Source organism: Pseudoruegeria sp. HB172150, assembly GCF_013184805.1.
GTDB lineage: Bacteria > Pseudomonadota > Alphaproteobacteria > Rhodobacterales > Rhodobacteraceae > Psychromarinibacter.
This window is the reverse complement of record NZ_JAATNG010000004.1, coordinates 221,423-247,240: the sequence shown is the minus strand read 5'-3', so window position 1 is coordinate 247,240 and position 25,818 is coordinate 221,423. Positions and strand designations below refer to the sequence as shown.

General features: G+C 64.4%; 25 protein-coding genes, 1 tRNA gene, 2 rRNA genes and 1 riboswitch (1 of these 29 running past the window's edge). Of the genes, 10 read left to right on the top strand and 18 right to left on the bottom strand.

Features of this window, described 5'->3' with window-relative positions:
- Nucleotides 1–117: 117 nt before the first annotated feature.
- The 4 genes from HCO70_RS18000 to HCO70_RS17985 are packed head-to-tail and all read right to left on the bottom strand — an operon-like array spanning nucleotide 118 to nucleotide 3,024.
- Nucleotides 118–723, bottom strand: a complete 606-nt coding sequence (locus HCO70_RS18000; RefSeq protein ID WP_172298721.1) for a pyridoxamine 5'-phosphate oxidase family protein — start codon at nucleotides 721–723, stop codon at nucleotides 118–120.
- Nucleotides 723–1,448: a 1-acyl-sn-glycerol-3-phosphate acyltransferase gene (locus HCO70_RS17995; RefSeq protein WP_172298719.1), complete on the bottom strand. Its 726-nt coding sequence runs from the start codon at nucleotides 1,446–1,448 to the stop codon at nucleotides 723–725. Before HCO70_RS17995 ends, HCO70_RS18000 begins: the two co-directional genes overlap by 1 nt.
- Complete coding sequence (locus HCO70_RS17990) at nucleotides 1,448–2,350, bottom strand: FtsX-like permease family protein (RefSeq protein WP_172298717.1); 903 nt, start codon at nucleotides 2,348–2,350, stop codon at nucleotides 1,448–1,450. The genes HCO70_RS17995 and HCO70_RS17990 overlap by 1 nt, the downstream gene beginning before the upstream one ends.
- Nucleotides 2,347–3,024 (bottom strand): cell division ATP-binding protein FtsE, encoded by a 678-nt coding sequence (locus tag HCO70_RS17985; protein ID WP_371742260.1) that lies wholly within the window; start codon nucleotides 3,022–3,024, stop codon nucleotides 2,347–2,349. The genes HCO70_RS17990 and HCO70_RS17985 overlap by 4 nt, the downstream gene beginning before the upstream one ends.
- A 168-nt stretch (nucleotides 3,025–3,192) precedes the next feature.
- On the opposite strand from HCO70_RS17985, the gene HCO70_RS17980 reads away from it, so the two are divergent.
- A complete protein-coding gene (locus HCO70_RS17980) occupies nucleotides 3,193–4,002 on the top strand; it encodes a zinc-ribbon domain-containing protein (protein WP_172298713.1) in 810 nt (269 codons plus the stop codon).
- Nucleotides 4,003–4,155: 153 nt separating this feature from the next.
- On the opposite strand, the gene HCO70_RS17975 is transcribed toward HCO70_RS17980, so the two are convergent.
- From HCO70_RS17975 to HCO70_RS17955, 5 genes are all read right to left on the bottom strand, one after another.
- Nucleotides 4,156–6,729, bottom strand: coding sequence for a TIGR02302 family protein (locus HCO70_RS17975; protein WP_253913356.1), 2,574 nt, complete (start codon nucleotides 6,727–6,729; stop codon nucleotides 4,156–4,158).
- A gap of 37 nt (nucleotides 6,730–6,766) precedes the next feature.
- The gene (lysA, locus tag HCO70_RS17970; protein ID WP_172298711.1) at nucleotides 6,767–8,032 is read right to left on the bottom strand and encodes a diaminopimelate decarboxylase; all 1,266 of its coding nucleotides are present in this window, start codon (nucleotides 8,030–8,032) and stop codon (nucleotides 6,767–6,769) included.
- A gap of 242 nt (nucleotides 8,033–8,274) precedes the next feature.
- Nucleotides 8,275–8,634 (bottom strand): DsrE family protein, encoded by a 360-nt coding sequence (locus HCO70_RS17965; RefSeq protein ID WP_172298709.1) that lies wholly within the window; start codon nucleotides 8,632–8,634, stop codon nucleotides 8,275–8,277.
- A 32-nt stretch (nucleotides 8,635–8,666) separates the two neighbouring features.
- Entirely contained in the window at nucleotides 8,667–10,052 is a 1,386-nt protein-coding gene (locus HCO70_RS17960; protein WP_172298707.1) for an aspartate aminotransferase family protein, read from the bottom strand.
- Between the two features lie 89 nt (nucleotides 10,053–10,141).
- Nucleotides 10,142–11,362, bottom strand: coding sequence for a CynX/NimT family MFS transporter (locus HCO70_RS17955; protein WP_172298974.1), 1,221 nt, complete (start codon nucleotides 11,360–11,362; stop codon nucleotides 10,142–10,144).
- Between the two features lie 103 nt (nucleotides 11,363–11,465).
- Nucleotides 11,466–11,612, top strand: a riboswitch (FMN riboswitch).
- Nucleotides 11,613–11,691: 79 nt separating this feature from the next.
- Here HCO70_RS17955 and HCO70_RS17950 point away from each other — a divergent pair.
- The 3 genes from HCO70_RS17950 (at nucleotide 11,692) to HCO70_RS17940 (ending at nucleotide 14,079) form a co-directional block, all read left to right on the top strand.
- Nucleotides 11,692–12,579, top strand: a complete 888-nt coding sequence (locus HCO70_RS17950) for a DMT family transporter (protein ID WP_172298705.1) — start codon at nucleotides 11,692–11,694, stop codon at nucleotides 12,577–12,579.
- 96 nt (nucleotides 12,580–12,675) lie between these two features.
- Complete coding sequence (locus tag HCO70_RS17945; RefSeq protein WP_172298703.1) at nucleotides 12,676–13,266, top strand: YdeI family protein; 591 nt, start codon at nucleotides 12,676–12,678, stop codon at nucleotides 13,264–13,266.
- Nucleotides 13,267–13,413: 147 nt separating this feature from the next.
- A complete protein-coding gene (locus tag HCO70_RS17940; RefSeq protein WP_216665501.1) occupies nucleotides 13,414–14,079 on the top strand; it encodes a hypothetical protein in 666 nt (221 codons plus the stop codon).
- A gap of 214 nt (nucleotides 14,080–14,293) precedes the next feature.
- Here the strand turns inward: HCO70_RS17940 and HCO70_RS17935 are convergent, their stop codons facing one another.
- Both HCO70_RS17935 and aroQ read right to left on the bottom strand, forming a co-directional pair.
- Nucleotides 14,294–15,067 (bottom strand): HpcH/HpaI aldolase/citrate lyase family protein, encoded by a 774-nt coding sequence (locus HCO70_RS17935; RefSeq protein ID WP_172298699.1) that lies wholly within the window; start codon nucleotides 15,065–15,067, stop codon nucleotides 14,294–14,296.
- Between the two features lie 23 nt (nucleotides 15,068–15,090).
- On the bottom strand, nucleotides 15,091–15,525 hold the full coding sequence (aroQ, locus tag HCO70_RS17930; RefSeq protein WP_172298697.1) for a type II 3-dehydroquinate dehydratase: 435 nt from the start codon (nucleotides 15,523–15,525) through the stop codon (nucleotides 15,091–15,093).
- A 179-nt stretch (nucleotides 15,526–15,704) separates the two neighbouring features.
- Here aroQ and HCO70_RS17925 point away from each other — a divergent pair, with 179 nt between their 5' ends.
- From HCO70_RS17925 to HCO70_RS17905, 5 genes are all read left to right on the top strand, one after another.
- The gene (locus tag HCO70_RS17925) at nucleotides 15,705–15,914 is read left to right on the top strand and encodes a hypothetical protein (RefSeq protein WP_172298695.1); all 210 of its coding nucleotides are present in this window, start codon (nucleotides 15,705–15,707) and stop codon (nucleotides 15,912–15,914) included.
- Nucleotides 15,901–16,143: a hypothetical protein gene (locus HCO70_RS17920; RefSeq protein ID WP_172298693.1), complete on the top strand. Its 243-nt coding sequence runs from the start codon at nucleotides 15,901–15,903 to the stop codon at nucleotides 16,141–16,143. The genes HCO70_RS17925 and HCO70_RS17920 overlap by 14 nt, the downstream gene beginning before the upstream one ends.
- Nucleotides 16,144–16,272: 129 nt before the next feature.
- Complete coding sequence (gene pyrF, locus HCO70_RS17915) at nucleotides 16,273–16,998, top strand: orotidine-5'-phosphate decarboxylase (RefSeq protein WP_172298691.1); 726 nt, start codon at nucleotides 16,273–16,275, stop codon at nucleotides 16,996–16,998.
- 185 nt (nucleotides 16,999–17,183) lie between these two features.
- Nucleotides 17,184–18,530, top strand: a complete 1,347-nt coding sequence (locus HCO70_RS17910; RefSeq protein ID WP_172298689.1) for a TldD/PmbA family protein — start codon at nucleotides 17,184–17,186, stop codon at nucleotides 18,528–18,530.
- Nucleotides 18,517–19,299 (top strand): 3'(2'),5'-bisphosphate nucleotidase CysQ, encoded by a 783-nt coding sequence (locus HCO70_RS17905; protein ID WP_172298687.1) that lies wholly within the window; start codon nucleotides 18,517–18,519, stop codon nucleotides 19,297–19,299. The genes HCO70_RS17910 and HCO70_RS17905 overlap by 14 nt, the downstream gene beginning before the upstream one ends.
- Here HCO70_RS17905 and HCO70_RS17900 read toward each other — a convergent pair.
- From HCO70_RS17900 to HCO70_RS17880, 5 genes are all read right to left on the bottom strand, one after another.
- The gene (locus HCO70_RS17900) at nucleotides 19,296–19,934 is read right to left on the bottom strand and encodes a glutathione S-transferase family protein (protein ID WP_172298685.1); all 639 of its coding nucleotides are present in this window, start codon (nucleotides 19,932–19,934) and stop codon (nucleotides 19,296–19,298) included. The two genes, HCO70_RS17905 and HCO70_RS17900, sit on opposite strands and share 4 nt — an antisense overlap.
- Entirely contained in the window at nucleotides 19,928–20,368 is a 441-nt protein-coding gene (locus HCO70_RS17895) for an NUDIX domain-containing protein (protein WP_172298683.1), read from the bottom strand. The genes HCO70_RS17900 and HCO70_RS17895 overlap by 7 nt, the downstream gene beginning before the upstream one ends.
- A gap of 66 nt (nucleotides 20,369–20,434) precedes the next feature.
- Nucleotides 20,435–20,719, bottom strand: coding sequence for an NfeD family protein (locus HCO70_RS17890; RefSeq protein ID WP_172298681.1), 285 nt, complete (start codon nucleotides 20,717–20,719; stop codon nucleotides 20,435–20,437).
- Nucleotides 20,719–21,615, bottom strand: coding sequence for an SPFH domain-containing protein (locus HCO70_RS17885; RefSeq protein ID WP_172298679.1), 897 nt, complete (start codon nucleotides 21,613–21,615; stop codon nucleotides 20,719–20,721). Before HCO70_RS17885 ends, HCO70_RS17890 begins: the two co-directional genes overlap by 1 nt.
- Nucleotides 21,616–21,878: 263 nt before the next feature.
- Nucleotides 21,879–21,955 (bottom strand) — tRNA-Met (locus HCO70_RS17880).
- 357 nt (nucleotides 21,956–22,312) lie between these two features.
- Between HCO70_RS17880 and HCO70_RS17875 the strand changes: the two genes are divergently transcribed.
- Nucleotides 22,313–22,942 (top strand): hypothetical protein, encoded by a 630-nt coding sequence (locus HCO70_RS17875; RefSeq protein WP_172298677.1) that lies wholly within the window; start codon nucleotides 22,313–22,315, stop codon nucleotides 22,940–22,942.
- Between the two features lie 347 nt (nucleotides 22,943–23,289).
- Here the strand turns inward: HCO70_RS17875 and rrf are convergent.
- Nucleotides 23,290–23,404 (bottom strand): 5S ribosomal RNA (gene rrf, locus HCO70_RS17870).
- An 88-nt stretch (nucleotides 23,405–23,492) separates the two neighbouring features.
- Nucleotides 23,493–25,818, bottom strand: a 23S ribosomal RNA gene (locus HCO70_RS17865); it runs 492 nt beyond the window's last position.

The window sequence follows — 25,818 nt, the reverse complement described above, 5'->3', positions numbered from 1 at the left end:
CACAGTTTACAAATATCCCGGTGCGTCTCATGTCGTGAGAGCCCGGCGGAACGCGGTCATCCAGACGGCGGAGCAGGCGACGTTTGCCGAACCTGCCGCAATGCTCCGGAATAACGGCTACCAGAGCCGCGGCTTGGCGTATTCCTCATATCCCTTGTCATAGCTTTCGCCATCGAACCCGGCGTCGATCTCGCGCACGAAATCACCGGCAGACGGCACCGCCTCGCTCTCGTCGCCCCGGCTCCACAGCCGCGACCGGATCAGCGCCTTGGCGCACTGGAAATAGATCTCGCCGATCGTCACCACGATGACGGACCGCGGATGCATCCCCTTCTGCTCGAACCGCGCCGTCATCTCCGGGTCGGCCGTCAGACGCGCCGTGCCGTTCACCCGCACCACATTCTGCGATCCCGGCACCATGAACATCAGGCTCACCCGCCCGTCCCGCACGATATTCCGCAGGCTGTCGATCCGGTTGTTGCCGCGCCAGTCCGGCAGCGCCAGCGTCCTCTCGTCCAGCTCCGCCACCACCGGGCCGTCATCGCCCCGCGGCGAGGCATCGGTGCCTTCCGGCCCCACCGTCGACAGGACGCAGAACCGCGACGCCATGATCCATTTCCGGTACATCGGCGTCAGCTTCGGCACGACCTTGGTCACCGCCCTGTCCACCGGCGGCTCCGGATAAACCGTCTCCAGCGCCGCGAAATCCTCGATATAGTCCATCAGCCCTGTTCCTTCACGAATCCCGCCTCGGCCATCAGCCGGTCCGACGCTGCCTCTACCCGGGCCTCCAGTTCCGCCCGGAACGCTTCCTGCTCCATCCCCGCCGCCATCCGCGGCAGGAATTCAAGCACCGCCAGCCCCGGCTTGCGGTAGATCCCGCGGCGCGGCCAGAACACACCGACATTCGTCGCCGCCGGCACGCAATCCTGCCCAAGCTCCCGGTACAGCACCGCGCTGCCGATCTTGTAGGGCAGGTAAGCCTCCGGCGCCACCCGCGTGCCCTGCGGATAGATGATCAGCTGCCCCGGCAGCGCCCGCCCCTTCGCCACGTCGTCCAGCATCCTGCGGATCGCCGCGCCGCGCTGCCCGCGATCCACCGGCACGCAGCCGATCTTCAGCGCGAACCACCCCAGGATCGGCGCCCGCAGCAATTCCTTCTTCATGATGAACTTCGGCCGCGGCAGCACCGAACACAGCAGGATGATATCGAAGAACGACTGGTGCTTCGACGCGATCAGCACCTCGTCCACCGGCACCTCGCCCCGGATCTCGCTGCGCAGCCCGACGATCCACCGGGCCGAAAACCGCACCCACCGGCAATAGGTGTGCACCCCGGCATAGGCGCCCTTCGGCGTCACCAGCGCCCACCAGACGTAGAACATCGCCAGAAACGCCATCGCCAGGTACATCTGAACCACGAAGACCAGCGACAGAACCCAGCGCATCACATCAGCTCCCTCAACGACCGCAATGCGGCCTGCCGCGTCGCCGCGAATGCGACAAGCCCCGCCAGCACCGGGATCACCAGCGGCAGCAGCCAGTGCCAGCCGTGGAACCCGAGCCCGGTCAGGAACCCGCCCTCCTCCGACGCGCGCGGCAAAAGCGCGATCGCCGCCATCCCGATCACCGTCCCGACCGCCGCGCCTGTCAGCGCCCGCAAAGTGAACCGCCGCACGAAGGCGCGCGCGATGTAGACGTCCCGCGCGCCGACCAGCCGCAGCACCCGGATCACCTGCGCATTCGCCGCCAGGGCCGCACTCGCCGCCAGCGTTATCATCGCCCCGACCGCCCCAGCGATCAACAGGATCGACAGCCAGCCCAGGATCCGCAGCCGCCACGCCGCGGAAACCAGCGGCCGCCGCCAGCGCGTGTGATCGTCCAGCACCGCCCCCGGCGCCTCTGCCGCCAGCCGCAGCCGCAGCCCCTCGGCATCGTATCCCTGCCGGTCCTCGATCACCTCGATCATGCGCGGGATCGGAAGCGCCTCCACCGGCAGGTCCGGCCCGAACCACGGCTCCAGCAGCGCCCGCTGCTCCTCGACATCCAGCAACCGCGTCTCGGCGACGCCCGGCGTCTGCTCCAGCACCCGCTCCGCGGCCTGCACCTGCGCCGCCTCCTGCCCTGCCGGGGCAGAAATGCGCACCGTCGCGGTCCGCGCCAGCTCGTTCGACCAGCGCTCCGCCAGCCGCCCCGTGGCCAGCGACAGTGCCAGCGCGAAAACCGCCAGGAACGCCATCGCCCCCGCGGTGAAAGTGGTCAGCCAGGCGGTATGCCCGGTCGGCGGTACCACGCGGTCCGCCTGCGCATCGCCCCGGACGATCGCGAGCCCGTCGCCGATGACATTCACAGATCCGCCCCCGCCAGCTGCAGCGACCGGTCCTTGATCCGCAGGACCCGCGCAGAAACCTGCTGTTTTGCCGCCCGGATCAGGTTCAGGTCATGGGTAGCGATCAGGATCGTCTTGCCCATCCGGTTCAGCTCCACCAGCAGCTTCAGCAGCCGCAGCGACATCTCCCAGTCGATATTCCCGGTGGGCTCGTCCGCGATCACCATCTCCGGCGACATGATCACCGCCCGGGCCAGCGCCGCGCGCTGGCGCTCGCCGCCTGACAGTTCCGGCGGAAGCGACCGCGCCTGCCCCGACAGGCCGACCCAGGACAGCAGCTCCGACAGGTTCGCCGCTTCCGTGCCGCGGTCACGCCCCGACACCGTCAGTGGCAGTGCCACGTTCTCTTCCACCGGCAGGTGATCGAGAAATTCGCAATCCTGGTGCACCACTCCGACCTGCCGGCGCAGCCGGGCAATATCGTCACGCCCCATGTCGCGCAGGTCGCTGCCAAAGGCCGAAACGCGCCCCCGCGTGGCCAGAAGCGCCCCGTAACAAAGCTTGAGAAAGGTTGTCTTACCGGCGCCGGACGGACCGGTGAGGAAATGGAACGATCCAGAAGGAAGGTCCAGACTTATGTTGCTCAACAGTTCACCGCCCCCGTAACTGTAGGACACGTCGTCGAGCTCGATCACGGAATTTCCCCACTCTGCCGGAAAGACTGCGGCTCTTTTGCCGAAATCACAAAGGGGTTGCAATCGGCCCCGTTGCAAATGCTTTAAAAAGAGGTGGAAGGTTGCTACAACTTCTGGAAACAGGGCAAGAGGGGTGCACAAGCAGTTGTGCGCATATCGAGGGATACGATGCGACTGATCTGTCCGAACTGCGGTGCACAATACGATGTAGACGGCAGCCTGATCCCCGAGGCGGGTCGGGACGTGCAATGTTCCAACTGCGGCCATAGCTGGTTCCAGCGGCCCGAGGATTTCGACCTCGAACTCGAGGACGCGCTCGAAAGCGATCCGGCGAAAGCCCCCGCATCTCCCGAAACGGCGCCCGATGCCCCGGCAGAGACGCCACCGGAAACCCCGGCCTCCCCGAAACCGCGCAGCCTCGATCCGGCGGTCGCCGACGTGCTCCGCGAAGAGGCCGAGCGCGAAACGAAGGCACGCCGCGAAGAAACCACTGGCGGGCTGGAAAGCCAGCCCGATCTCGGACTGGACGAAGCCGAGGAAGATCGCGCCGTCACTGCCACACGTTCGGCGGCGGCCCGTGCCCGAATGGCCCGGCTGCGCGGCCAGGAGGACGAACCCGAGGGCGACTCTGGCCCGCGCAGCGGGTTGCTGCCGGATGTCGATGAGATCAATTCGACCCTGCGCGGCCAGGAAGACCGCGAAGCCACGGCAGAACCGGAGATCGCGACCGAAGAGGAAAAGAAGCGCACCGGCTTCCGCGTCGGCTTTTTCGCGGTGATGGGGCTCTGCATCGTACTGGTCCTGGTCTATTCCTTCGCGCCGCTGATCGTCCGCTCCGTCCCGCAATCCGAAACGGTCCTGTCGATCTATGTCGACGGCGTGAACAAGGCGCGGATCACGGTGAACGGCACCGTGGAGGATCTGGCCGCGAAACTCCGCGACTTCTCCGGCAGCTTCGGCACCGGCGGCGAGGAATAACGCGCCGCCGCGCCCGGCATTCGAGGACGCACTGTCTTGGTCAGCCACAAGCTGACCTCGGCCTCGACGTCAGGACAATGATAGTTGCAGAAGTCGCCTCGCGCATGCCGGATCAGGAATTCGTGGTAGCGCTCCGCTGAACCGCGGCGCGGCTCAGAACCGGTCCAGCAGCCGCCGCAGGTAATCGAGTTCGCCATCCGGCCGTGTCTGGTCGCTCGACCGGCGCCGGATCTCGTCCAGCAGTTCCCGAGCGCGGCGATAGACGTCATCACCCTGAAGCATCTCTTCCTCGGTGCCGATCTGCCCGTTCGATCCGGGCTCCCGGCCCAGCGGGTCGCGCGCCTGGCTGTTGTTCGCCTGACCCTGCGCCTCGCCCTGCTGACCCTGGTTCTGCTGGTTCTGGGCCATCATGTCGCCCAGTTCGCGCATGCCGTCGCGCAGCGCCTCGATCGCCTCTGACTGGCTGTCGAGCGCACCTGCCAGATCGTCCTCGCGCAAAGCGTCCTCGGCATCGTCCATCGCGCGCCCGGCCCGGCCCAGCGCATCCCGCGCCGCATCGCCCTCGGGCGTGCCGGCGCCGGGCAGGTTGCCCTGCTGCCGTCCCAGTTCCTCGCGCAGCGACCGCTGCCGCTCGGCCAGCGTGTCCGCATCCAGATCGCCCGGCCCGCCCTGCGGTCCCATCTGGCCCTGCTGGCCCTGCCCCTGGCCGGGCTGCTGGCCCTGACCCTGGTTGCCACCCTGTCCCGGCGGCATCTGCTGGCCCTGGCCCTGCTGGCCGCCGCCCTGCTGGCCGAATTGTTCCTGCAGGTCGCCGAATGTCTCGTCGCTGAGGTCCTGCTGCTGGCGCAGCGTGTCCGCCAGCCCGTCCATTGCCTGCTGACCCGGAGAGGGCTGACCCTCGCCCTCGGCCACCTGCATGTTCTCCATCAGCTCGGCGAGGCGCTCCATCAGCTCCATCGCCTCGTCCATCCGGCCTTCTTCCATCAGCTGCTGCAGCCGCTCCATCAGCGCTTCCAGCTGGTCGCCGGTGATCTCGCGCATGTCGCCCTGCTGCTCGGCCTGCTGCTGGCCGTCCTGCCGCTGCTGCTCGGCCAGCTGCCGCATGTAGTCGTTCATCGCCTCGCGCAATTCGCGCATCAATTCGGCGATTTCCTCGTCGGTGGCGCCGTTGCGCATCGCCTCTTCCAGCCGCTCGCGCGCCTCGCGCAGCCGCTCCAGCGCGCCCGTCAGATTGCCGTCCTCGATCAACGTGGCGATATCCCACAGCACCTGCGCCAGCTCCGCCTGCTGCTCGTCGGTGATGCCGTAATCGTTGAACAGCTCCAGCCGCCGCAGCGCGAAACGCAGCTTCAGATAGGCGGTCTCGGAGTCGAACACCTCGTCCGCCCTATGGCTGATCGCCCGCAGCACCTGCGCGATCCGCGGCCCGTTCTCGCGGTTCCACAGCAGGTCGCGCCGCATCTCGACGATCGCGTTCGCCAGCGGGTCAAAGAACCGCCGCCCCGGCAGAACCACGTGGTTCGGCTCCGACTGCCCGGTCTGGCCAAGGTCATCCTCGGCGAACAGCTCCAGCTTCACCGGCAGCATCGCCCAGGGATGCTCCGAGAGGTTCTCGATCAGCACCTCCTCGAAATTCGCCCGGTCGCCCGAGATCGTCATCGGCAGGTCCAGCACGATCATCTCGCGCTGTTCCGGCTCCATCGCCAGCCCGTAGCGGCGGTCGACCGCATCGAGGTCCAGCGAGATCTCCGCCCGGCCCAGCCGCACGCCGTAATCGTCCTCGACCCGGAAATTCTGCCGCATCTCGCCGCCAAGGCCGCGCTCCGGCTCGCCCAGCGCCGCGACCACGGGCGGCGTGTCGCCGATCACGTCCACCTTCCATTCCGCCCCGCCCGGCCCGTCGATGCGGATCGTGCCCGGCTGATGGATCTCGAAGGTCTGGCTGGGATCGGCCGCGCTCTGCAGCCCCTCGGTCCGGCCCGACACCGTCTCGGCCACGGTCAGGTCGCCCGCATCGCCGTAAAGCCGCAAAGTCACGCGGCTCGCCTCGGGCACCGCGAAATCGCCCGGCGGAATGTCGTTGAGGTAAAGCGACGGCTTGCCGGTATAGGCCGGCGGCTCGATCCAGCCTTCCCAGCTCGGCCCCGCCGCCACCGCGCCGGTGCCGCCAAGGCCCGGCGTCATCTCGGTGACCGTGGTGACCCGCAGGAAAGATCCGAACAGCAGCGCGACCGCAAAGAACAGCACCGCGACATAGCGCAGCGCGTAAGGGTCCCGCGCGCTGATCCGCAGATCCGGCTCCACGGCGCGCGCCGACGCGGCCCGCTCCGCCATCCGCGCAAGGTGCGCCTTCCAGACCGCCTGGCTCGCCGCATCCTCGCCGCCGATCGCCTGCGTATCGGCCAGCGCCGTGATCGGCCGCCCCGGCAGCGTCCGGTCCAGCCGGTCCATCGCCTCGTCGGCATGCGGCCAGTGGAACCTGCGGATACCCCAGTAGAGCGAGCCCAGCGCCGCCAGCACGGCAACGACGAACCCGCCCCAGACGATTTCCAGCGGAAGCGACTCGTGCAGCCCCAGCATCAGCGCCGCCAGCACCAGCAGGACAACGCTCCAGAATGGCCAGAACGCCCGCGTCACACGCTCCGCCACCATGCCCCAGCGGGTCAGAAGCAGCGGCCAGCGCAGGCGGGTCAGCGCATCGTTGGAGGTCGTTCGCTCTAAGGTCATGCACCTCTGCCAGCGGCCCGACGCACGGGATAGTGCGCTACAGCCACTCCGGCACAATATCGCGGCTGATGATATCGTCAAAGGTCGGTCGCGCCCGGATCACGGCAAAGTCATCCCCCTTAACCAGAACTTCCGGCACCAGAGGACGCGAGTTGTACTCCGACGACATCACCGCGCCATAGGCCCCGGCAGAGCGGAAAGCGACCAGTTCGCCCTCGCTCAGGGGCGGCATCGGCCGGTCCTTGGCAAAGGTATCGCCGCTCTCGCAGACCGGCCCGACAATGTCATAGGGACGGTGCTCCACCCCCGGCTCGGGTTCCATGACCGGCACGATCTCGTGGTAGCTCGAATACATCGACGGCCGGATCAGATCGTTCATCGCACTGTCGAGAATAAGAAAATCCCGGTCATCGCCATGCTTCACCCAGATCACCTTCGACACCAGGATCCCGGCGTTCCCGGCGATCAGGCGCCCCGGCTCGATCTCGACCTCGCAGCCCAGATCGCCCAGCACCTCGCGGATCACGCCGCAGTATTCGACCGGCAGCGGCGGCGCCGTGTTCGACCGCTCGTAGGGGATGCCAAGTCCGCCGCCCAGATCCAGCCGCCGGATTTCATGCCCCTCGGCACGAAGCTGCTTGGTGAGCGAAGCGACCAAGGAATAGGCATCGCGAAAAGGCTGCAGCTCGGTCAGCTGGCTGCCGATGTGAACGTCGATTCCGACGACCTCCAGCCCGGGCAGGCGTGCCGCCTCGGCATAGACCTCGCTGGCGCGCGAAATCGGGATGCCGAACTTGTTTTCCTTCTTGCCGGTGGCGATCTTCTCGTGCGTCTTCGCGTCCACGTCCGGATTGACCCGCACCGTCACCGGCACTGTCACGCCCATCGCCGCCGCGACCTCCGACAGCGCCCGCATTTCCGGCTCGCTTTCAAGGTTGATCTGCCGGACACCGCCCTCCAGCGCCTGCCGCATCTCCTCCCGCGTCTTGCCGACGCCGGAAAACACGATCTTCTCCCCCGGAATGCCCGCGGCCTTCGCCCGCGCATATTCTCCGCCCGACACCACGTCTATCCCGGCGCCCAGATCCCCCAGCAGCTTCAGCACCGCCTGGTTCGAATTGGCCTTCATCGCGTAACAGACGAGATGCGGCATCTCGCCCAGCCCCTCGTCGAACAGCCGGAAATGCCGTGTCAGCGTCGCCGTGGAATACAGGTAGAACGGCGTGCCGACAGCCGCCGCGATCTCCGGGACAGGCACGTCCTCGGCATGCAGCACCCCGTTGCGGTACAGAAAATGATCCATCGTTCCGGCCCTTCGCCCACGTCCAACGCGTCATAGCAAAGCCGCGCGTCGATGCAATGAGGACGTAAGCTGCTTCTTCTGGTTGAAAATATCCTGGGGGGTCTGGGGGGCAAAGCCCCCCGGCTGGCGGGTCGGCCAAGCGAACCGCCGCTGACAGTCTGTGCGCCTTCGGCACAGAATCTTGCTTGTCGTTGGGGGCTCCGCCCCCAAACCCCCGGGATATTTTCAACCAGAAGAAGGGCCTAGTAGCACAGAACCGTATCCGCGGCCGCCGCTTCCGCCACCAGCCGGTCCGGCATCGCGAATTCGGCGGTCAGCCCGCCAAGCAGGCTGTCGTCGTAACCGCGCGCCTGCGCCGATTTGCCGGATACGAGAAACGGCGTTCCGGCGCTCGCATGCCCTTCCAGGTGATCGCCGATACGTCCTGTGCCCTGCCCCTCGTCGTCGCGATGGCCCTGGCTCAGCAGGTGCACCCCGTCCGCGGCAAGGAACACCGTCACGTCATGGCCTTCCCGCTTCGCGGTCAGCGCGACGAGCAGCCCCAGCGTCGCCTTGTTGACGTCGCCGGGACCGGTGTGGATGTGAACCAGCATCTTCGCCATGTGTCTTCTCCCTCATGCACATGGCGCCGATCCTACCCGAAAACGCGCCCCAGTGCGCCGTCGATGGCATCGGTGATCGCGTCGATATCGTCCGCCGTCGCGATCAGCGCCGGGCTGAGGCACAGCGTGGTGTTCATCCCCGGGATCGACCGGTTGGTCGCGCCGATGATCACGCCGTTCTTGGAACAGTCGGCCACCACCGCCTGAGCCTGCTTTTCCTCGACCGGCGTCTTGGTGGCGCGGTCCGCGACCAGCTCGGCGCCGCAGAACAGCCCCTTGCCGCGCACGTCGCCGACGACCGCATGCTTTTCCTTCAGCGCCTCGAGGTTCTCCATCAGTTGCGCGCCGCGGGCCAGGCAGTTGTCCAGCAGCCCCTCGTCCTCGATGATGCGCATGTTCTCCAGCGCCGCCGCCGGCCCCGCCGTGCAGCCCCCGAAAGTGGAGATGTCGCGGAAATAGGACAGCGGATCGGCCGCATCGTCCTTGAAAAGCTCGAAGACCTTCTCGGTCGTCACCGTGCAGGAAATCGCGGCATAACCCGACGCGACACCCTTCGCCATGGTCACGAAATCCGGCTCCACGCCGTAGTTCTGATAGCCGAACCACGTGCCGGTCCGGCCCAGCCCGCAGACCACCTCGTCGATATGCAGCAGCACCTCGTACTTGCGGCAGATCTCCTGCACCCGCTCCCAGTAGCCCGGCGGCGGAACGATCACCCCGCCGCCCGCCGTCACCGGCTCCAGGCAGATCGCGCCCACCGTGTCCGGCCCCTCGCGCAGGATCACTTCCTCGATCGCATCCGCCGCGCGCTGGCCATAGGCCTCGCCCGACAGATCCCACTGCGCCCGGTATTCAAGGCAATGCGGCACCTCGACGAAGCCCGGCGTATAGGGCCCGTACAGCGCGTTCCGCTCCGGCTGCCCGCCCGCCGACAGCGCGGTGATCGTGGTGCCGTGGTAATCCCGCTCGCGGTAAAGGATCTTGGACTTCTTGCCGCCATGACGCCGCGCCGAGATCTGGCGCACCATCTTGAACACCTTCTCGTTCGCCTCCGAGCCGGAGTTGGAGTAATAGACCCGGCTCATCCCCGGCATCTTCTCCAAGAGCTTCTCGGCGAACAGCGCGCCCGGAATGGTCCCCAGCGACCCGCCGAAGAAGTTCAGCTTGACCAGCTGGTCGCGCACCGCGTCGGCGATCTCGGTCCGGCCATAGCCCACGTTCACCGTCCAGACCCCGCCGGACACCGCGTCGATGAACTCCTTGCCGGTCGCGTCCCAGACGCGCAGGCCCTTGCCCTCGACGATGACGCGCGGGTCGATGGTTTCGTACGGCTTGTGCTGTGTCAGGTGGTGCCAGACATGGGCGCGGTCGGCGGCAACCACGTGGCTCAGATCGTTCATCGCGGCATTGATGTTCATTGGGTCTCTCCGGTCGGACGTTTGGTCAGATGTATATCAGGGCGCGGCCCGCCGCGGCAGGGCGAAAAGCGACACGGGCGGGACGCGCATCACGCATGCTGCACCGCCCCCGTCCCGCGGCGCGAGGACAGGAAGATGTAGCCGATGATCGCGATGTTCAGCAGGTTCCACGCGATCCCGTTCAGGAAGGCCAGCCGGTAGCTCCCGGTCTGGTCATAGATCCACCCCGCCGTCCACCCGCCCAGCGCCATGCCAAGGATGGTGGCGAAGATCACGAAGCCCACCCGCGCGCCCGCCTGCTTCGCCGGCAGGTATTCCCGCACGATGATCGCATAGCTTGGCACGATCCCGCCCTGGCTCAGGCCGAAGACGAGGCTCACGACGTAAAGCGACACCATGCTGCCCGCCGGCAGGTACAGGAACAGGGCGATGCACTGCAGGGTCGACCCGATCAGCAGGGTCAGCACCCCGCCAAGCCGGTCCGCAAGGAACCCAGACACCAGCCGCGATCCCACGCCGCCGATCAGCATCAGCGACAGCATCTCGGCGCCCACAGCGGGCCCGTACCCAAGGTCCACGCAGAACGACACGATATGAACCTGCGGCATCGACATCGCCATGCAGCAGCCGACCCCGGCCACCACCAGCGCCCATTGCAGCGCCACGGGCGACAGCCCGCCGCGCGCCCGGTTCGCGCCCGCCATCGCCTCCGCCGCGCCATGCGCATCCGCCGGCAGCGGCCGCCGCAGCGCCAGGGCCCCCGGGATCATCACCGCCAGCGACAGCACCGCAAAGCACAGGTAGACCACCTGCCAGCCCTGCGTCACCAGCACGCCGCTCAGCGCCCAGGGCCAGATCGCGCCCGACAGGTAATTGCCGCTCGCCGCGATCCCCACAGCGATGCCGCGCCGCTTCAGGAACCAGTGCGAGATATCCGCCATCAGCGGCCCGAAACTCGCCGCCGTCCCGAAGCCGATCATCAGCTGCCACGCCGAAATCGCCCAGACCGACCCGCTCATGCTGGCCAGCGCAAAGCCTGCCGCGTTCGACACCGCCGCCGCGATCAGCGTCGTCGTCGCGCCGAACCGGTCCACCGCGCGTCCCAGCAGCAGGTTGCCCAGCGCATAGCCGATCATGGTCAGCGTATAGGGCAGCGAGGCATCGGCCCGGTCGATCCCGAACTCCGCCTGCACCGCCGGCATCACCATGATGACGGCCCACATCCCCACATTGCCGACGGACGCGACCGCAAGGGTCACACCAAGCCGCATCCACGAATAGCGGCTGTCGAGAGTCGGGGTTTCGTGCATGGCGGCGACGCTAGGGGCGCGCAGAAAGAAAGCCAACCCGGAAAGCCGCCATTGCGCGCGCTTACGTCGCCCCCTAACTTGACCGGGCGGCCGCCAATGGCCGCGTCGTTCTCAGGGCGGGGTGAAATTCCCCACCGGCGGTAAGCGGCCCCGGCCGCAAGCCCGCGAGCGCCCCCGCCAGCCGGGGGGTCAAGCAGATCCGGTGCAACTCCGGAGCCGACGGTCAAAGTCCGGATGGAAGAGAGCGGGAGAAACACGCGCGGCGCTTCGGCCCGCGCGCCGTTGTCCTGTCTGCCTTGAGTTGTGAGCGTAGAAGAAAGGACAACGCCATGACTCGCTATTTGAACCGTCTCAGCCCCGCCGCCGCCGGCGCGGGCCTGATGATCGCCGCCGGCGCGCTGTTCGCGGTGATCAACATCCTCGTCCAGTACGGCGCGATGGTGCTGGGGATCGCCCCGCCCCGGATCGCCTTCTGGCAATACCTGATCGCCCTCCTGTTCGCGGTGCCCTGGATCCTCGCCAAAGGCATCTCCGCCCTGCGCAGCCGTCACCCGGTGCTGCACATCGTCCGCGCCGCCTCGGCGGCCCTCGGGGTTCAGCTCTGGGTCATGGGCCTTGCCCATGTGCCGATCTGGCAGGCCATCGCGCTGGTGATGCTGTCGCCCTTCTTCGTGACGCTGGGCGCCTGGGCAGCACTGGGAGAGCGCATAACGCCCGAACGCCTCGGCGCGGTCGCGACGGGCTTCGCGGGCGGCATGATCGTTCTGGCCCCGTGGTCCGACGCCTTCAGCCTGCACGCGCTTCTTCCGGTCGCGGCCGCCGCGCTCTGGGCGCTCAACTCGCTCCTGACCAAGCACATGAGCCGCAGCGAAAGCCCGGAATCGCTGACTGTCTACCTGCTCCTGCTGCTGACGCCGATCAACGCGGTCGTCGCATGGCCGGACGGCCTGTCGCTCGGCGCCGGCACGTCCGGACTGCTGCTGGTTGCCGCCGGCATGCTCACCGCTCTGGCGCAATACCTGCTCGCCCGTGCCTACAGCATCGCCGACGCCGCCTACCTGCAGCCCTTCGATCACGTGAAGCTGCCCTTCAACGTCGCGCTCGGTCTCGCCGTCTTCGGCTTCGTTCCGCCCGGCGCCATGTGGCTCGGCTCCGCGCTCATCGTCGCCGCCTCGCTGTTCCTGCTGCAGCGCGAAAGCAGGGCCGCCCCGGCCTAGCCCGGAACTCTGCGGCGCTCCGCCTGCCGGTGCGCCGCATCTTGCCGCGACAGGCGAAAACCCTACGGTATCAGCGACCGATGGGAGGATACGCCAATGGGAAAACCCGACCGCAGGGTGGGCGTCTATTACGAACAGAAGGCATCCAAGTGGGTCGCCGAGCAGAAGGCGTTCCGCGCCATCCTCCTCGACAGCCCGCTGGACGAGGCCTTCAAGTGGCGCTCGCCGGTCTACACCTGGGACGGCCGCAACGTCTCCATCGTCTGGGGCTTCAACGACCACTGCGCACTCGGCTTCTTCAAGGGCGTACTGCTGAAGGACCCCGAGGGCATCCTCGTCGCACCGGGCGAGAACTCACGGTCCAGCCGGATGATCGCGGTCACCAGCACCGAAGAGATCGAAAAGCTGAAACCCACGATCCTCGCCTATATCGACGAGGCCATCGAACTGGAGAAATCCGGCGCCAAGGTCGATTTCCCGAAGGACGACCTCGACTATCCGCAGGAACTCGTCGACCGTCTCGACGAAGACCCGGAACTGCGCGAAGCCTTCGAAAACCTCACCCCCGGCCGCCGCCGCGGCTATGTCCTGCATTTCTCGCAGGCCAAGCAATCCGCGACCCGAACCAACCGCATCGAAAAATTCGCGCCGCGCATCCTCGAAGGCAAGGGCATGCAGGACCGGTAGGGTGGGCAATCTGCCCACCACCTCCTCGGCTGTACGAAATCTCACCTCTTGAACTAGAATGCCCGGTAAATCGCTCGGGCAAGACGGCGCGACAAAGGATCGAAGTTGGTGAGAGCTGCCTCAATCTTGACTTTGACTGTATCTCTCTTGATCCAGTTTCCTCAGCGGATCGACGCAGAAGAATTCAACATCTCTGGGGTTTATCGCATCCACGAGACCTATTTTTACGTTCGGGGTGAACATGGAATTTTCGAGCAGACAGAAACGATTTATCTAAACTCTATTGGATGGCTGAAGGACCTTATCGATCAAGACGCCGTAATGCGCGGCGCTGAAATTCAGATCCGAAAGCTCAATTCCCCATTACCGTCCTGGCTGTCCTACCCGGGCCCCGGAAAATCATTCAAGTACACCAGTGACATCCCACCGGATGCGATCGTTGATGGCTTGGATACCTGGGCAACCCCACCGGGTCACTACAGAAGGTTCCTGCTGACTCCCGAAACTGGCCCGGTAAATTACGCGGTCCGTTGCAATACCTCGCCTAGGCTGGACACGCCGTCCGGATGTGACGTCCTGAGTGACTACCCGCACGATGCGGGCCTCTACTTGCTGGCAAGGTTCTATTTTCCAACTTCCATCCGCAGCGTCGCAGAACGGTTGGACGAGATTAGAGAGAGAATGCAGGAAATTGCCCGCTGTCTGGACGTTACCGACACGATTGCTTTGGAAGGTCATCTTGATCAGGCAGAAGTTGATCTGCGTGGCGGTTGGACCGATTTCCACTCCTGCCGAGCCGCCGATCCCACCTGACAAAGCGATTGATACGCCCTGCCTGCGTTAGACAATCAACTCACCGTCGGCGCCCATTTCAAGCGCCCAGTCGCCCCGTAGGGTGGGCAATCTGCCCACCACCCGCACCGCTATTACGGCCTGTAACCTGAACCCGTCCCCACCCATAGGTTAGCGCTAACACGCCTGAAATCAATAACTTGACCCCCCGTCCCCATGGGGACGCACCGGAAACCTACCCGACCCGGCCCTTCCATTCCTTCGCCCGGGCGATCGCCCCCCGCCGCAGGATCGACACGTCCAGATCCACCGCCGTGAACACCGCCCCGGCCTCCGTCACCTCCTCCAGGAAGCCGTCATCCGGCGTCAGGAAGCCCGCCGGCAGCCCCGCCGCCCGCACCCGCCGGATCCCGTCGCAGCAGGCCTTCCGCACCTCCGGATGCGTCGGCTGCCCGGGATAACCAAGGCTCGCCGCAAGGTCCGCCGGCCCGATGAAGATCCCGTCCACCCCCGGCACCGCCGCGATCTCTTCCAGCCGATCCAGCGCCGCCTTGGTCTCGATCTGAAGCAGCAGGCAGATCTCCTCCCGCGCCTTCGCGGCGTAGCCCTGAACGGCCCCGTACCCGCTCGCCCGCGTCATCCCCGCGACCCCGCGGATGCCCTCCGGCGGGTAGGTCACCGACGCCACCGCCAGCTCCGCCTCCGCCACCGTCTGGATGTAGGGGACCAGGATCGTCTGCGCCCCGAAGTCGAGGATCTTCTTGATCTCCGCCGGGTTCAGCGACGACGGCCGCACCACCGGACTCACCGGGAACGTCGCCACCGCCTGCAGCATCGGCAGCACGCTCAGCGGGTCCATCGGCGAATGCTCCGTATCGAACAGCATCCAGTCATACCCGCAATCCGCCAGCATCTCCGCCGCCACCGGATCGCCCATCGCGCACCACAGCCCGATCTGCGCCCGCCCCTCGCGGATCGCCGCCTTGAAGGCGTTCTTCTTCAGTTCCATCGACTTCCTCCCGTGAAAGCGCCTCAGCCGGCCAGCGAACAGACCCGCCGCACCGCGGCCGCGTAACCTTCAAGCCCCAGCCCCGCGATCACCCCGTCCGCGCGCAGCGAGACGTAGGAATGATGCCGGAAGGTCTCGCGTTTGTGGACGTTCGAGATGTGCACCTCGATCACCGGCCCCTCGAAGGCATTCAGCGCATCCAGCACCGCGACCGAGGTATGGGTCAGCGCACCGGGGTTGATCACGATGCCGCAGGCTTCTTCCCGCGCCTCGTGAATCCAGTCCACGATCTGCCCCTCCCAGTTCGACTGCATCATCCTGCAATCGAACCCGCCGGCCAGAGCGTCCCGCGCCATACGCTCGACATCTTCCAGTGTCTCGTGGCCGTAAATCTCCGGCTGCCGCTTGCCCAGCAGGTTCAGGTTCGGCCCGTTCAGGATGTAGATCGTCTTCGTCATGCTGTCCCCGCCATGCGTCCCGCGCCGGTGTAGCATGCCGCGCCGTCATTGCCACCGCAATCGCGCCACCGCGATCACCGGGCCATCACGAAATCTTTCCACCCAATTGAACTTATCCACAGGTTTGCGCGTCTATATAGTAGCAGGCCGTCCAACGGCCGCCATATAGGAGCAGGCACATGCAGCAGACAGCAGGCGTTTCCAGGGTCATCTACGATGCCGCCAGCCGGCGCTACGAGGGTCATGTTCACCTCCGCCGCGACGGCGAGGCCCGTGTTCTCACGGTTTCAGCACCCGGGCATCCCGGCTGGCCGCACCGCCGCATCGCCGACGCGCTGATCGCCTCGGCCCAGACCCAGCCAAAGGCATTCCGCCATGCGCATCCTTGAGTCACAGATCACCGACATGCGGTACAACGCCGATTTCGGTCGGGTCGAAGCGGCCGTCTCGCTGCTGGTCAAGCCGCAGGCGGGTCAGCCGCCCCGTTCCATGCGGATGCGGACCAGCCAACCGCTGGAAGGCAGCACCCCGCTGGAGGATCGCCTGAAGGAAGACGCGATCCGTCTGGCCCAGTCGCTGGCCGAAAAGCGCGCCCACAGGCCCACGCTCGCCGCCTGAGGCGCGTTATTGCCCTCCCCTTGTCCCTGGGGAGGGCATTCGCCACAAAATCATGGCCCCCGGGGCAGGCTTTCCTTGACGCAACGGCGTGAAACGGGGAAAAGGCCGAAACCCCGAAAGGATCGCGCCATGCAAAGCACCCTGCTCGCAGAGAAGCCGGCCGCGGCGGACGACCGCCTGATCGTCGCTCTCGATGTCCCGAACGCGCTGGAAGGGCTGGAGATGGCCGAACGCCTCGGCGACGCAGTCTCTTTCTACAAGATCGGCCTCGGCATGCTGACAGGGGGCGGGCTGGCGCTGGCCAACGAGCTGAAGCACGACCTTGGGAAACGCGTCTTCCTCGACATGAAGCTGTTCGACATCTCGGCCACGGTAGAGGCCGCGGTGCGCGGGCTGGCGCAATACGATCTCGATTTCCTGACCGTGCAGGGTGATCCCTCGGTCGTTGCCGCCGCCAAGGAAGGCGCCGCCGGCAAGGACCTCAAGATCCTCGCCGTCACGATCCTGACCTCCTATGACCGCAGCGACCTCGACGCCGGACAGATCCGCAAGGGCGATGTCTCCGAGATCGTGCAATCGCGCGCCCTTGCCGCCTTCGCGGCCGGCGCGGATGGCGTCATCTCTTCGGCGCATGAAGCCGCGGGCATCCGTGCACTGCCCGAAGCGGCGGGCCGCCTGATCGTCACACCCGGCATCCGCCCCGCCGGTGCCGCCGTCGGCGACCAAAAACGCGTCGCGACCCCGGCCTCGGCCATCGCGACGGGCGCCGATCACATCGTTGTCGGGCGTCCGGTCCACACCGCCGACGACCCGCGCGCCGCAGCCGCAGCCATCGTCGCCGAACTGCGCGGCTGATCGCTTTCCAAGCCAAGAGTATCTGATAGTCTGGCCGACGCTCGCAGAGCGTCGGTTTGCCCCCATTTCGCGTACATCAAACTCAGTTCCCGCCTGTTTCCACCCGTCCGAAACAGGCGCTACGCTTGCAGCCCCCGGCCCGGCAGACTAGGTGAGGACAGCCAGTCACAAGGAAAGCTGTCCCCATGTCCGACCGCCTGCAGATGCTGACCGAACGCCTTCTGAACGCCGCCGGCAAAGCCGGCGCCGAGGCGGCGGACGCGCTTGCGGTAGACGGAACATCGCTTTCGATCGACGTGCGGAACGGGGCGCTGGAACAGGCGGAACGGTCCGAGGGGATCGATATCGGCCTGCGGGTGCTGATCGGCAGGCGGCAGGCCTGCGTTTCCGCCTCTGACATCTCGGACGCCACCATCGAGCAGATGGCGGAACGCGCCGTTGCGATGGCGCGCGAGGCACCCGAGGATCCGAATGCCGGGCTCGCCGATCCAGATCAGCTTGCCACGCACTGGGATCTTGCCGCGCTTGAACTCGACGATCCTGCGCCGGAACCCGATCCGGCCACTCTGGAAGATCTCGCGCGCCGCACCGAAGCTGCGGCGCGCGCCGTCGAGGGCATCAGCCAGAGCGACGGCGCCTCCGCCGGGTTTTCCCGCCGTGCCATTCATCTCGCGGCGACCAACGGCTTTTCCGGCGGCTACCGGCGCAGCAGCAGCGGCATCGGCTGCACGGCGATAACTGGCGAAGGCACCGGGATGGAGCGTGACGGCAATTATGAGATGCGCCTTCACGCCGCCGATCTGCCGGACGCGGAAAGCATCGGCCGCATCGCCGGCGAACGCGCCTCGGCCCGCAAGGGTGCAAAGAAACCGCCCACCGGCGCCTATCCGGTCCTCTATGACGAGCGTATCTCCAGTGGCCTGATCGGGCACCTTCTGGGCGCGATCAACGGCGCCTCGGTCGCGCGCGGCGCTTCCTGGCTGATGAACGCGATGGGCGAGCCTGTGCTTCCCGACGCGCTGTCGCTAACCGAGAACCCGCTGCGACCGCGCGCCTCCGGCTCACGCCCCTTCGATGCCGAGGGCCTGCCGACCGTCAAGCGCGACATCGTCGCGAATGGCGTCCTGTCGGGCTGGATCCTCGACCTTTCCACCGCTCGAAAGCTTGGCCTTGCACCCACCGGCAACGCATCGCGTGGTACCGGCCATCCGCCGTCGCCCAGTGCGCACAACGTCACCCTGACACCCGGCACCCGGACCCGCGAGGATCTGTTGCGCGAGATGGGCACAGGCCTGCTTGTCACATCGCTCATCGGGTCCTCGATCAACCCGACGACCGGCGATTATTCCCGTGGCGCCAGCGGCTTCTGGGTCGAGAACGGCGAGATTACCTATCCGGTCAACGAATGCACGCTGGCGGGCAACCTTCGCGACATGCTGCGCCGGATCACGCCCGCGAACGACGCACGTCCGCACACCTCGCACCGGGTTCCCTCGCTCCTCGTCGAAGGCCTGACACTTGCCGGAGCCTGATCTCGAGCTGCTGATCCACGCGGCGCGGGACGCCGGCGAGATCGCCTTGAGATACTGGCGCAGCGATCAGAAGGTGACCGACAAGGGCGGCGATGCCGGCCCGGTGTCCGAGGGCGATATCGCCGTCGACCGCGCGCTGCGCGAAACGCTTTTGGCGGCGCGACCCGGTTATGCCTGGCTCTCGGAAGAGACCGAGGATACCCCGACACGACTGACCGCCGAGACGCTGTTCATCGTCGACCCGATCGATGGCACCCGCGCCTACGTGCAGGGAGAGCCGACCTGGGCCCTGTCGCTGTCGGTCGTTCAGCGCGGCGCGCCGGTGGCCGGCGTCGTCTATCTCCCCGAGCACGACAAGCTCTACGCGGCCGCCAAAGGCAAAGGCGCCAGGCTGAACGGCGAATCTATCCGCACCGGCAACAGCGTCGACCCCGACGGCGCCAGGATCTTGGCGTCGCGCCCTGTTTTCGATCCGGCACACTGGCCCGGCGGCATGCCGCAGATCACCCGGCATTTCCGCCCGTCCCTCGCCTACCGGCTCTGCCTTGTCGCCGAAGGGCGGTTCGATGCCATGCTCACCCTGCGTCCGACCTGGGATTGGGACATTGCTGCCGGAACCCTGATCGCGGCGGAAGCAGGGGCTGCGGTTACCGACCGGCATGGCGGCGCGCTTCGCTTCAACCACCCGGTCCCCCAGAACCCCGGCGCCCTGGTCGCACCGCCAGCACTTCACGCTGCGCTGCTGGCCCGGTTGCAGCCGCAACGCTAGGCGCGCAGTTCCTCGTAGGAAATCATGACGTGTTCGCGATAGGCCGGCCGCTCGGTCAGCTGCCGGTAATAGGCCGCGAGGTTCGGCAGGTCCGGACGCGTGATCTCGATATCGTAGTAGCGGAAAAGCACGTGGCCGAACTGGATATCGGCCAGCGTCAGCTCTTCGCCGGTCAGGAAAGCATGCTGGCCGAGCTGTGACTCCGCGATCTGCAGATATTTCGTCAGTTCGTCGTTACCGCGCTGAATTTCCACGGGATTCTGCTCGGCGGCCGGCGTCCGCACAACCTTCCAGAAGACCGGCACGGTAAACCCCTGTGCGACGTTGATCTTCGCCCATTCGGCCCACCGGTCGACCTCCGTCCGGGCAAGCAGGTCCGACGGCCAGAACGCCCCGCCACCGTAACGCGTCGCCAGATAGCGCAGGATCGCCCCGGTCTCCCAGAGCGGCGCGTTCGATCCGTCCTGCAGCACCGGCACGGTGCGATTGGGGTTAAGCTCGCAAAACGCCTCGGTTTCCGTCCCGCCATAGCGGCCGCCGACATCGTGGCGCTCGTGCGCAAGCCCCATCTCGCCGATGCCCCACATCAACGCCTGCACGTTCGACGATGTCTTTCTGCCCCAAATCGTCAGCATGGCCCTAGTCCCTGACGTTCGGCCAGATAGACGCGCAGCCGTGTCTGCATGTGTGGGATGGCCCCATTCAGTTCCAGGAACTCGGTGATTTCGAACCAGCGCAACTCCTGTCCCTCATCTCCAAGAACGGGCTCGTCCAGCACGCCTTCCGGCACTTCGGCCACGAGGAACCAGTTCGGCGGCCGGCCCGGCGCAACCCAGCTGTCGAACACCTCGCGCCAGACCACCAGCGCCGGATCAAGCAACAGGCCGGTCTCTTCCTCCAGCTCGCGCAGGGCGGTTTCCTCTGGTGTTTCCGCCCCCTCGCGCCCGCCGCCGGGCAGATCCCAGAGCCCCGGAAACGGAATATCGGGACGGTCGTCGCGCAGGAGCGACAGAACCTCGTCGCCACATAGGATCGCGATTTTCGCTCCGCTGAACGCCTGTTCAGTCACCTGCGCCTCCGCTTCCGGCGATCCAACCGACTGACCAATTACTACGGATCAAGCGGCCGGGAACGCTTAATCCTCGTTGATGTCCCGCTCCACGATCCTCACCTGACCAGTGCGCACGCCGACAAGCCAGCGCAGCAGAATCCAGGCGATAACCGAGATCGCCGCAAAGACCACCAGCATCCACGCCACCGATCCGGCGATCAGTACCGTCAGCGGGCCGCCGACCAGCAGCATGAGTCCGATCACGGCTGCGCCGATGGCGAAGCCGAGAAAGATGAAGCCGGGCACCAGAACCTCAAGTGTCCCCAGTATCAGCGCAGCCGCCATCCAGACCCACCAGAGCGCCCACATCACACGCGCCCTTTCAGCATCCGGAACGCATCAGAGAAGGCTTCGACCGCCTGCGCCGGGACGACAACCGTCTGCTGACCTGAGCCCTGACCAAGCGCCGACAGAGCTTCGACCTGCTTCAGCGCGACCTGGTATTGTGCCGCTTCGATACCGTTCTCGGCAATCGCCGTCGCCACGACCGAAGTAGCGTAAGCCTCTGCATCCGCTTGGATTCTTCGCGCCTCTGCCGCTTTCTGCGCGGCATAGAGCTCTGCATCCGCGTTCAGTTCCACCGCGCGCTTCGCACCTTCCGCACGAGTCACCTGCGCCCGCCGTTCGCGTTCCGCGTTCAGCTGCTGCAGCATCGCGTCCCGCGTTGCCTGGTCGAGATTGACATCCAGGATCTCGGCCCGCGTCACTTCGATCCCCCAGTTGTCGACCGCATCCTCGACGCTCGTCTTGATCGTAGAGATCAGGGCTGCACGGTTCGACTGCACCTCGTCCAGCTCCATCTTGCCGATCTCGGCCCGCACGATCCCCGCGACGGTTGTCGCAATGGCGGCGTCCACATCCCGGATCCGATAGACCGTCTTTTCGGGCTCCAGAATGCGATAGAAAACAGAAGTTTCCACCTGAACCAGCACGTTGTCCGCGGTGATCGCATCCTGGCTCGCCGTCGGCAGTTGCCGTTCAAGGATCGAGACCTTGTGCGCCACCTTGTCAAGGAACGGGATGACGAAGTTGATGCCGGGGCCCAGCACGGCCCGCAGGCGCCCGAACCGTTCCACCACGTGCTTTTCCGACTGCGGCACGATGCGGACGCCAAGCCAGATGCAGATGATAATAAAGATTGCCAGCAGTATGACGGGTAGCGCCTCTCCGCCGCCTATTCCGTCAAATACCTGTTGTGCATCCATGAAAGCGCTCTCCTCGAAATGCTCCGCGCTTCTTTATGCAGCAGGCCGGGGACAGATCGCAACAAGATGAGAGGGCAAGTCCGTCATGGGGCGCAACAAGGGCGGAACCGTCATGAAGGACTGAGTTGACTTCAGGATCTCTCCGAGCCGGTCAAACCCGGGCAGCGATCGGAACCCTGAAGCTCCATCAAAGTTGTGCAACCTAGTCTTGTTCAGGGGGGAGTCGGAACAAAACAGCCGCCCCTAAGGGCGGCTGTTTTTGTTGGTTGCGGGGGTAGGATTTGAACCTACGACCTTCAGGTTATGAGCCTGACGAGCTACCGGGCTGCTCCACCCCGCGCCAAGTTTCGGTGTATTATTCAAAAGGGTGGGGAACCGCAAGGGCTGTCTAGGGTTTTTCATCGGAATTTGCTGTCCTCCTCGATGGAGAATTTGTTTGGGTCATTCCTGTCCTGTGCCATCCCTGTTCGGTTTGGCGACGGCACGTCTATCAGCGCATGCGCCTCAAACAATACCGGCTCTGTCACGATGGTTTCGACTATCTGGCAGATTGATTGTCGGCACATTCAGCGGCTCACGCGCGCTGCAGAGAAACTCCCAGGTTACTCCAGCCGTCCTCCATGTTTGGCTCAACCGGCTGTGACAATATCGCCGTAGTAACCGGCGGACTGTGGCCTCTACCGGAGGAGTGGTCTGCTTGGCGTTTGAACGTCAGCAAAGAATGGAAACCCACATGCTTCTCGGCAAAAAACACCTGTTTCTGGCGGCAATCCTGCCGCTCGCAACCGCGATATCGAGCCCTGCAATGGCAAGGACCACCTGTAAGGTCGGCAGCGAATTCGACAACTATGGAAAAAGCACGTATGGAAACACACGCAAATATGAAGACTGGTCGTTAAGGGACGACTTCGTGAAACGTGGCGGTAGCAAAGACCATGCCACGAAGAAGTTTTACTTAGCTAACGGCGACGGAACAGCAATCGATGACGTTCAGCTTCTCCTGTTCGATGGCACCGCCGACCGCAACCTTCTTGCCCGAGTGCACCGTGGTATCGACATTGCGCAAGGTTGGATTCCGATCGTCGTAGCAGTGCCGACTCATAAAAATGGTGTAGCGGTTTTCAACGTGCCCTGGGAAGAGAGCTGGGAACTGATGGTTGAAGTCCGATGGAAACATGACAAGCACTACAAGCGCTTCAATGAAAGTAAGGATGGCAAATACGCCCCGTTCGTTTTTCCGGTGGAGGACAAGGGCACAGTCAACGGTCTCGCGGTCGGCCCAAACAGTTGGGGGCTGGGTGTAGCACCGCTCTACGACTGCGAATAACACAACGCAGTATTGGCATGGTTGGCTATTCGGGGTCTGTGCCCATCCGGGGGCAAATTCGCAGAGATAGCCATCGAACTGGCCAATCCGTACTTACAATCGCCTGGCGAGGAACTTTGTGCTCGCCAGGCGCCATAGTCGCCGTCGGTTTCAGAAGGCTCCTACGCTTACCGCGTAAGGACGAACGCTGTGCAGGCTTCTATGGAAAAGCCTTAGGCTGGCCGGATAGTATTTGCAGCCTCGATGACATTCTAATATGCCGCTGCAGCGCATGCTGAGCGACAACTTAAATTTTCGAGTTTTGGGAGGATCATCGTCAGAGAGATACGGCACGTGTTCCTTACTAGGTTTGGCGGTGACCTACTCTCCCACGTCTTAAGACGCAGTACCATCGGCGCAACGGCGCTTAACGGTCGAGTTCGGGATGGGATCGCGTGTTTCGCTCGTGCTATGACCACCAAACCAAGAAAAGAACACGTTCCAAGTCACGTACACTTCACAGTGTATGCTTTCTGATCCGCCAAGGCTGGGCGCCTGGCTTCTACTGGATCAAATCAAGCCTATCGGGCAATTAGTACCGGTCAACTGAACGTGTCGCCACGCTTACATCTCCGGCCTATCGACGTGGTGGTCTACCACGGCCCTCAGGGATACCTTGTTTTGAGGGGGGCTTCCCGCTTAGATGCCTTCAGCGGTTATCCTTTCCGATCATAGCTACCCTGCACTGCTGCTGGCGCAACAACAGGTCCACCAGTGGATCGTTCACCCCGGTCCTCTCGTACTAGGGGCAACTCCTCTCAAGTATCCTACACCCACGGCAGATAGGGACCGAACTGTCTCACGACGTTCTAAACCCAGCTCACGTACCTCTTTAAACGGCGAACAGCCGTACCCTTGGGACCTGCTCCAGCCCCAGGATGAGATGAGCCGACATCGAGGTGCCAAACGGTGCCGTCGATATGGACTCTTGGGCACCATCAGCCTGTTATCCCCGGCGTACCTTTTATCCGTTGAGCGATGGCCCTTCCACTCGGGACCACCGGATCACTATGGCCGTCTTTCGACTCTGCTCGACTTGTCAGTCTCGCAGTCAGGCTGGCTTCTGCCATTGCACTCAACGAGCGATTTCCGACCGCTCTGAGCCAACCTTCGCGCGCCTCCGTTACTCTTTGGGAGGCGACCGCCCCAGTCAAACTACCCGCCACACAGGGTCCCGGATCCGGATAACGGACCGCGGTTAGACATCAAGCAGGCGAAGGGCGGTATCTCAAGGGTGACTCCACAGAAACTAGCGTTCCTGCTTCAAAGTCTACCGCCTATCCTGCACATCACATGCCTGATGCCAGTGTGAAGCTGTAGTAAAGGTGCACGGGGTCTTTCCGTCTAACCGCGGGAAGCCTGCATCTTGACAGGCAATTCAATTTCGCTGAGTCGATGTTGGAGACAGCGGGGAAGTCGTTACGCCATTCGTGCAGGTCGGAACTTACCCGACAAGGAATTTCGCTACCTTAGGACCGTTATAGTTACGGCCGCCGTTTACCTGGGCTTCAATTCGGAGCTTGCACCCCTCCTTTTAACCTTCAGGCACCGGGCAGGCGTCAGACCCTATACGTCGTCTTGCGACTTCGCAGAGCCCTGTGTTTTTAGTAAACAGTCGCCACCCCCTGGTTTGTGCCCCCGGCACTCATGTACCGGGCCTCCTTCTCGCGAACTTACGGAGGTATTTTGCCGAGTTCCTTCAACATCGTTCTCTCAAGCGCCTTGGTATTCTCTACCAGTCCACCTGTGTCGGTTTAGGGTACGATCTAATGGAGGGCTATTTCCAGGCACTGCTTTGAATACTGCCCAATCCGATAAGGACAGCACGTCGCTGCAATGCGTCACATCCTCCTGGCCCAGGAATATTAACCTGGTTCCCATCGACTACGCCTTTCGGCCTCGCCTTAGGGGTCGGCTTACCCTGCTCAGATTAGCTTTAAGCAGGAACCCTTGGACTTTCGGCGACAGGGTCTCTCACCCTGTTTGTCGCTACTCATGTCATCATTCTCGCTAGTGATCACTCCACCGGATCGCTCACGCGCCGGCTTCACAGTCAAATCCGAGCCTCCAACGCATCCGAGGATGCTAAGGAGGCGTGGATTTTATCACACTACGCTCCGCTACCACTGCATACGCAGTCCTAAGCTTCGGCTCGTGGCTTGAGCCCCGTTACATCTTCGCCGCAAGACATCTTGATTAGACCAGTGAGCTGTTACGCTATCTTTAAAGGATGGCTGCTTCTAAGCCAACCTCCTGGTTGTTTTGGACGTCTCACCTGCTTTCCCACTTAGCCACGAATTGGGGGCCTTAGCTGTAGGTCAGGGTTGTTTCCCTCTTCACGACGGGCGTTAGCACCCGCCGTGTGTCTGCCAAGTAGTACTCCCGGGTATTCGGAGTTTGGTTAGGATCAGTAAGCCTGTGGGGCCCCATTACCCATCCAGTGCTCTACCCCCCGGGGTATTCGCTTGACGCTCTACCTAAATAGATTTCGCGGAGAACCAGCTATCTCCGAGTTTGATTGGCCTTTCACCCCTAGGCACAACTCATCCCGACCTTTTTCAACAGGTGTGGGTTCGGACCTCCAGTAAGTGTTACCTTACCTTCATCCTGGTCATGCCTAGATCACTCGGTTTCGGGTCTGATCCCACGAACTCAACGCCCTATTAAGACTCGCTTTCGCTGCGCCTACACCTATCGGCTTAAGCTTGCTCGTGAGACCAAGTCGATGACCCATTATACAAAAGGTACGCCGTCAGATCTCGAGGATCCTCCGACTGCTTGTAGGCGTCCGGTTTCAGGTACTGTTTCACTCCCCTCGTCGGGGTGCTTTTCACCTT

Excerpts from the sequence above, each read along its gene's own strand:
- HCO70_RS17950 (WP_172298705.1), top strand. The coding sequence starts at position 11,692 with ATGACTCGCTATTTGAACCGTCTCAGCCCCGCCGCCGCCGGCGCGGGC.
- HCO70_RS17980 (WP_172298713.1), top strand. The coding sequence starts at position 3,193 with ATGCGACTGATCTGTCCGAACTGCGGTGCACAATACGATGTAGACGGC.
- HCO70_RS17975 (WP_253913356.1), bottom strand. The coding sequence starts at position 6,729 with ATGACCTTAGAGCGAACGACCTCCAACGATGCGCTGACCCGCCTGCGC.
- HCO70_RS17955 (WP_172298974.1), bottom strand. The coding sequence starts at position 11,362 with ATGCACGAAACCCCGACTCTCGACAGCCGCTATTCGTGGATGCGGCTT.
- lysA (WP_172298711.1), bottom strand. The coding sequence starts at position 8,032 with ATGGATCATTTTCTGTACCGCAACGGGGTGCTGCATGCCGAGGACGTG.
- HCO70_RS17900 (WP_172298685.1), bottom strand. The coding sequence starts at position 19,934 with ATGCTGACGATTTGGGGCAGAAAGACATCGTCGAACGTGCAGGCGTTG.
- HCO70_RS17885 (WP_172298679.1), bottom strand. The coding sequence starts at position 21,615 with ATGGATGCACAACAGGTATTTGACGGAATAGGCGGCGGAGAGGCGCTA.
- HCO70_RS17965 (WP_172298709.1), bottom strand. The coding sequence starts at position 8,634 with ATGGCGAAGATGCTGGTTCACATCCACACCGGTCCCGGCGACGTCAAC.
- HCO70_RS17920 (WP_172298693.1), top strand. The coding sequence starts at position 15,901 with ATGCGCATCCTTGAGTCACAGATCACCGACATGCGGTACAACGCCGAT.
- HCO70_RS17910 (WP_172298689.1), top strand. The coding sequence starts at position 17,184 with ATGTCCGACCGCCTGCAGATGCTGACCGAACGCCTTCTGAACGCCGCC.
- HCO70_RS17995 (WP_172298719.1), bottom strand. The coding sequence starts at position 1,448 with ATGCGCTGGGTTCTGTCGCTGGTCTTCGTGGTTCAGATGTACCTGGCG.
- HCO70_RS17925 (WP_172298695.1), top strand. The coding sequence starts at position 15,705 with ATGCAGCAGACAGCAGGCGTTTCCAGGGTCATCTACGATGCCGCCAGC.
- HCO70_RS17945 (WP_172298703.1), top strand. The coding sequence starts at position 12,676 with ATGGGAAAACCCGACCGCAGGGTGGGCGTCTATTACGAACAGAAGGCA.
- HCO70_RS18000 (WP_172298721.1), bottom strand. The coding sequence starts at position 723 with ATGGACTATATCGAGGATTTCGCGGCGCTGGAGACGGTTTATCCGGAG.
- HCO70_RS17935 (WP_172298699.1), bottom strand. The coding sequence starts at position 15,067 with ATGGAACTGAAGAAGAACGCCTTCAAGGCGGCGATCCGCGAGGGGCGG.
- HCO70_RS17890 (WP_172298681.1), bottom strand. The coding sequence starts at position 20,719 with ATGTGGGCGCTCTGGTGGGTCTGGATGGCGGCTGCGCTGATACTGGGG.
- aroQ (WP_172298697.1), bottom strand. The coding sequence starts at position 15,525 with ATGACGAAGACGATCTACATCCTGAACGGGCCGAACCTGAACCTGCTG.
- HCO70_RS17960 (WP_172298707.1), bottom strand. The coding sequence starts at position 10,052 with ATGAACATCAATGCCGCGATGAACGATCTGAGCCACGTGGTTGCCGCC.
- pyrF (WP_172298691.1), top strand. The coding sequence starts at position 16,273 with ATGCAAAGCACCCTGCTCGCAGAGAAGCCGGCCGCGGCGGACGACCGC.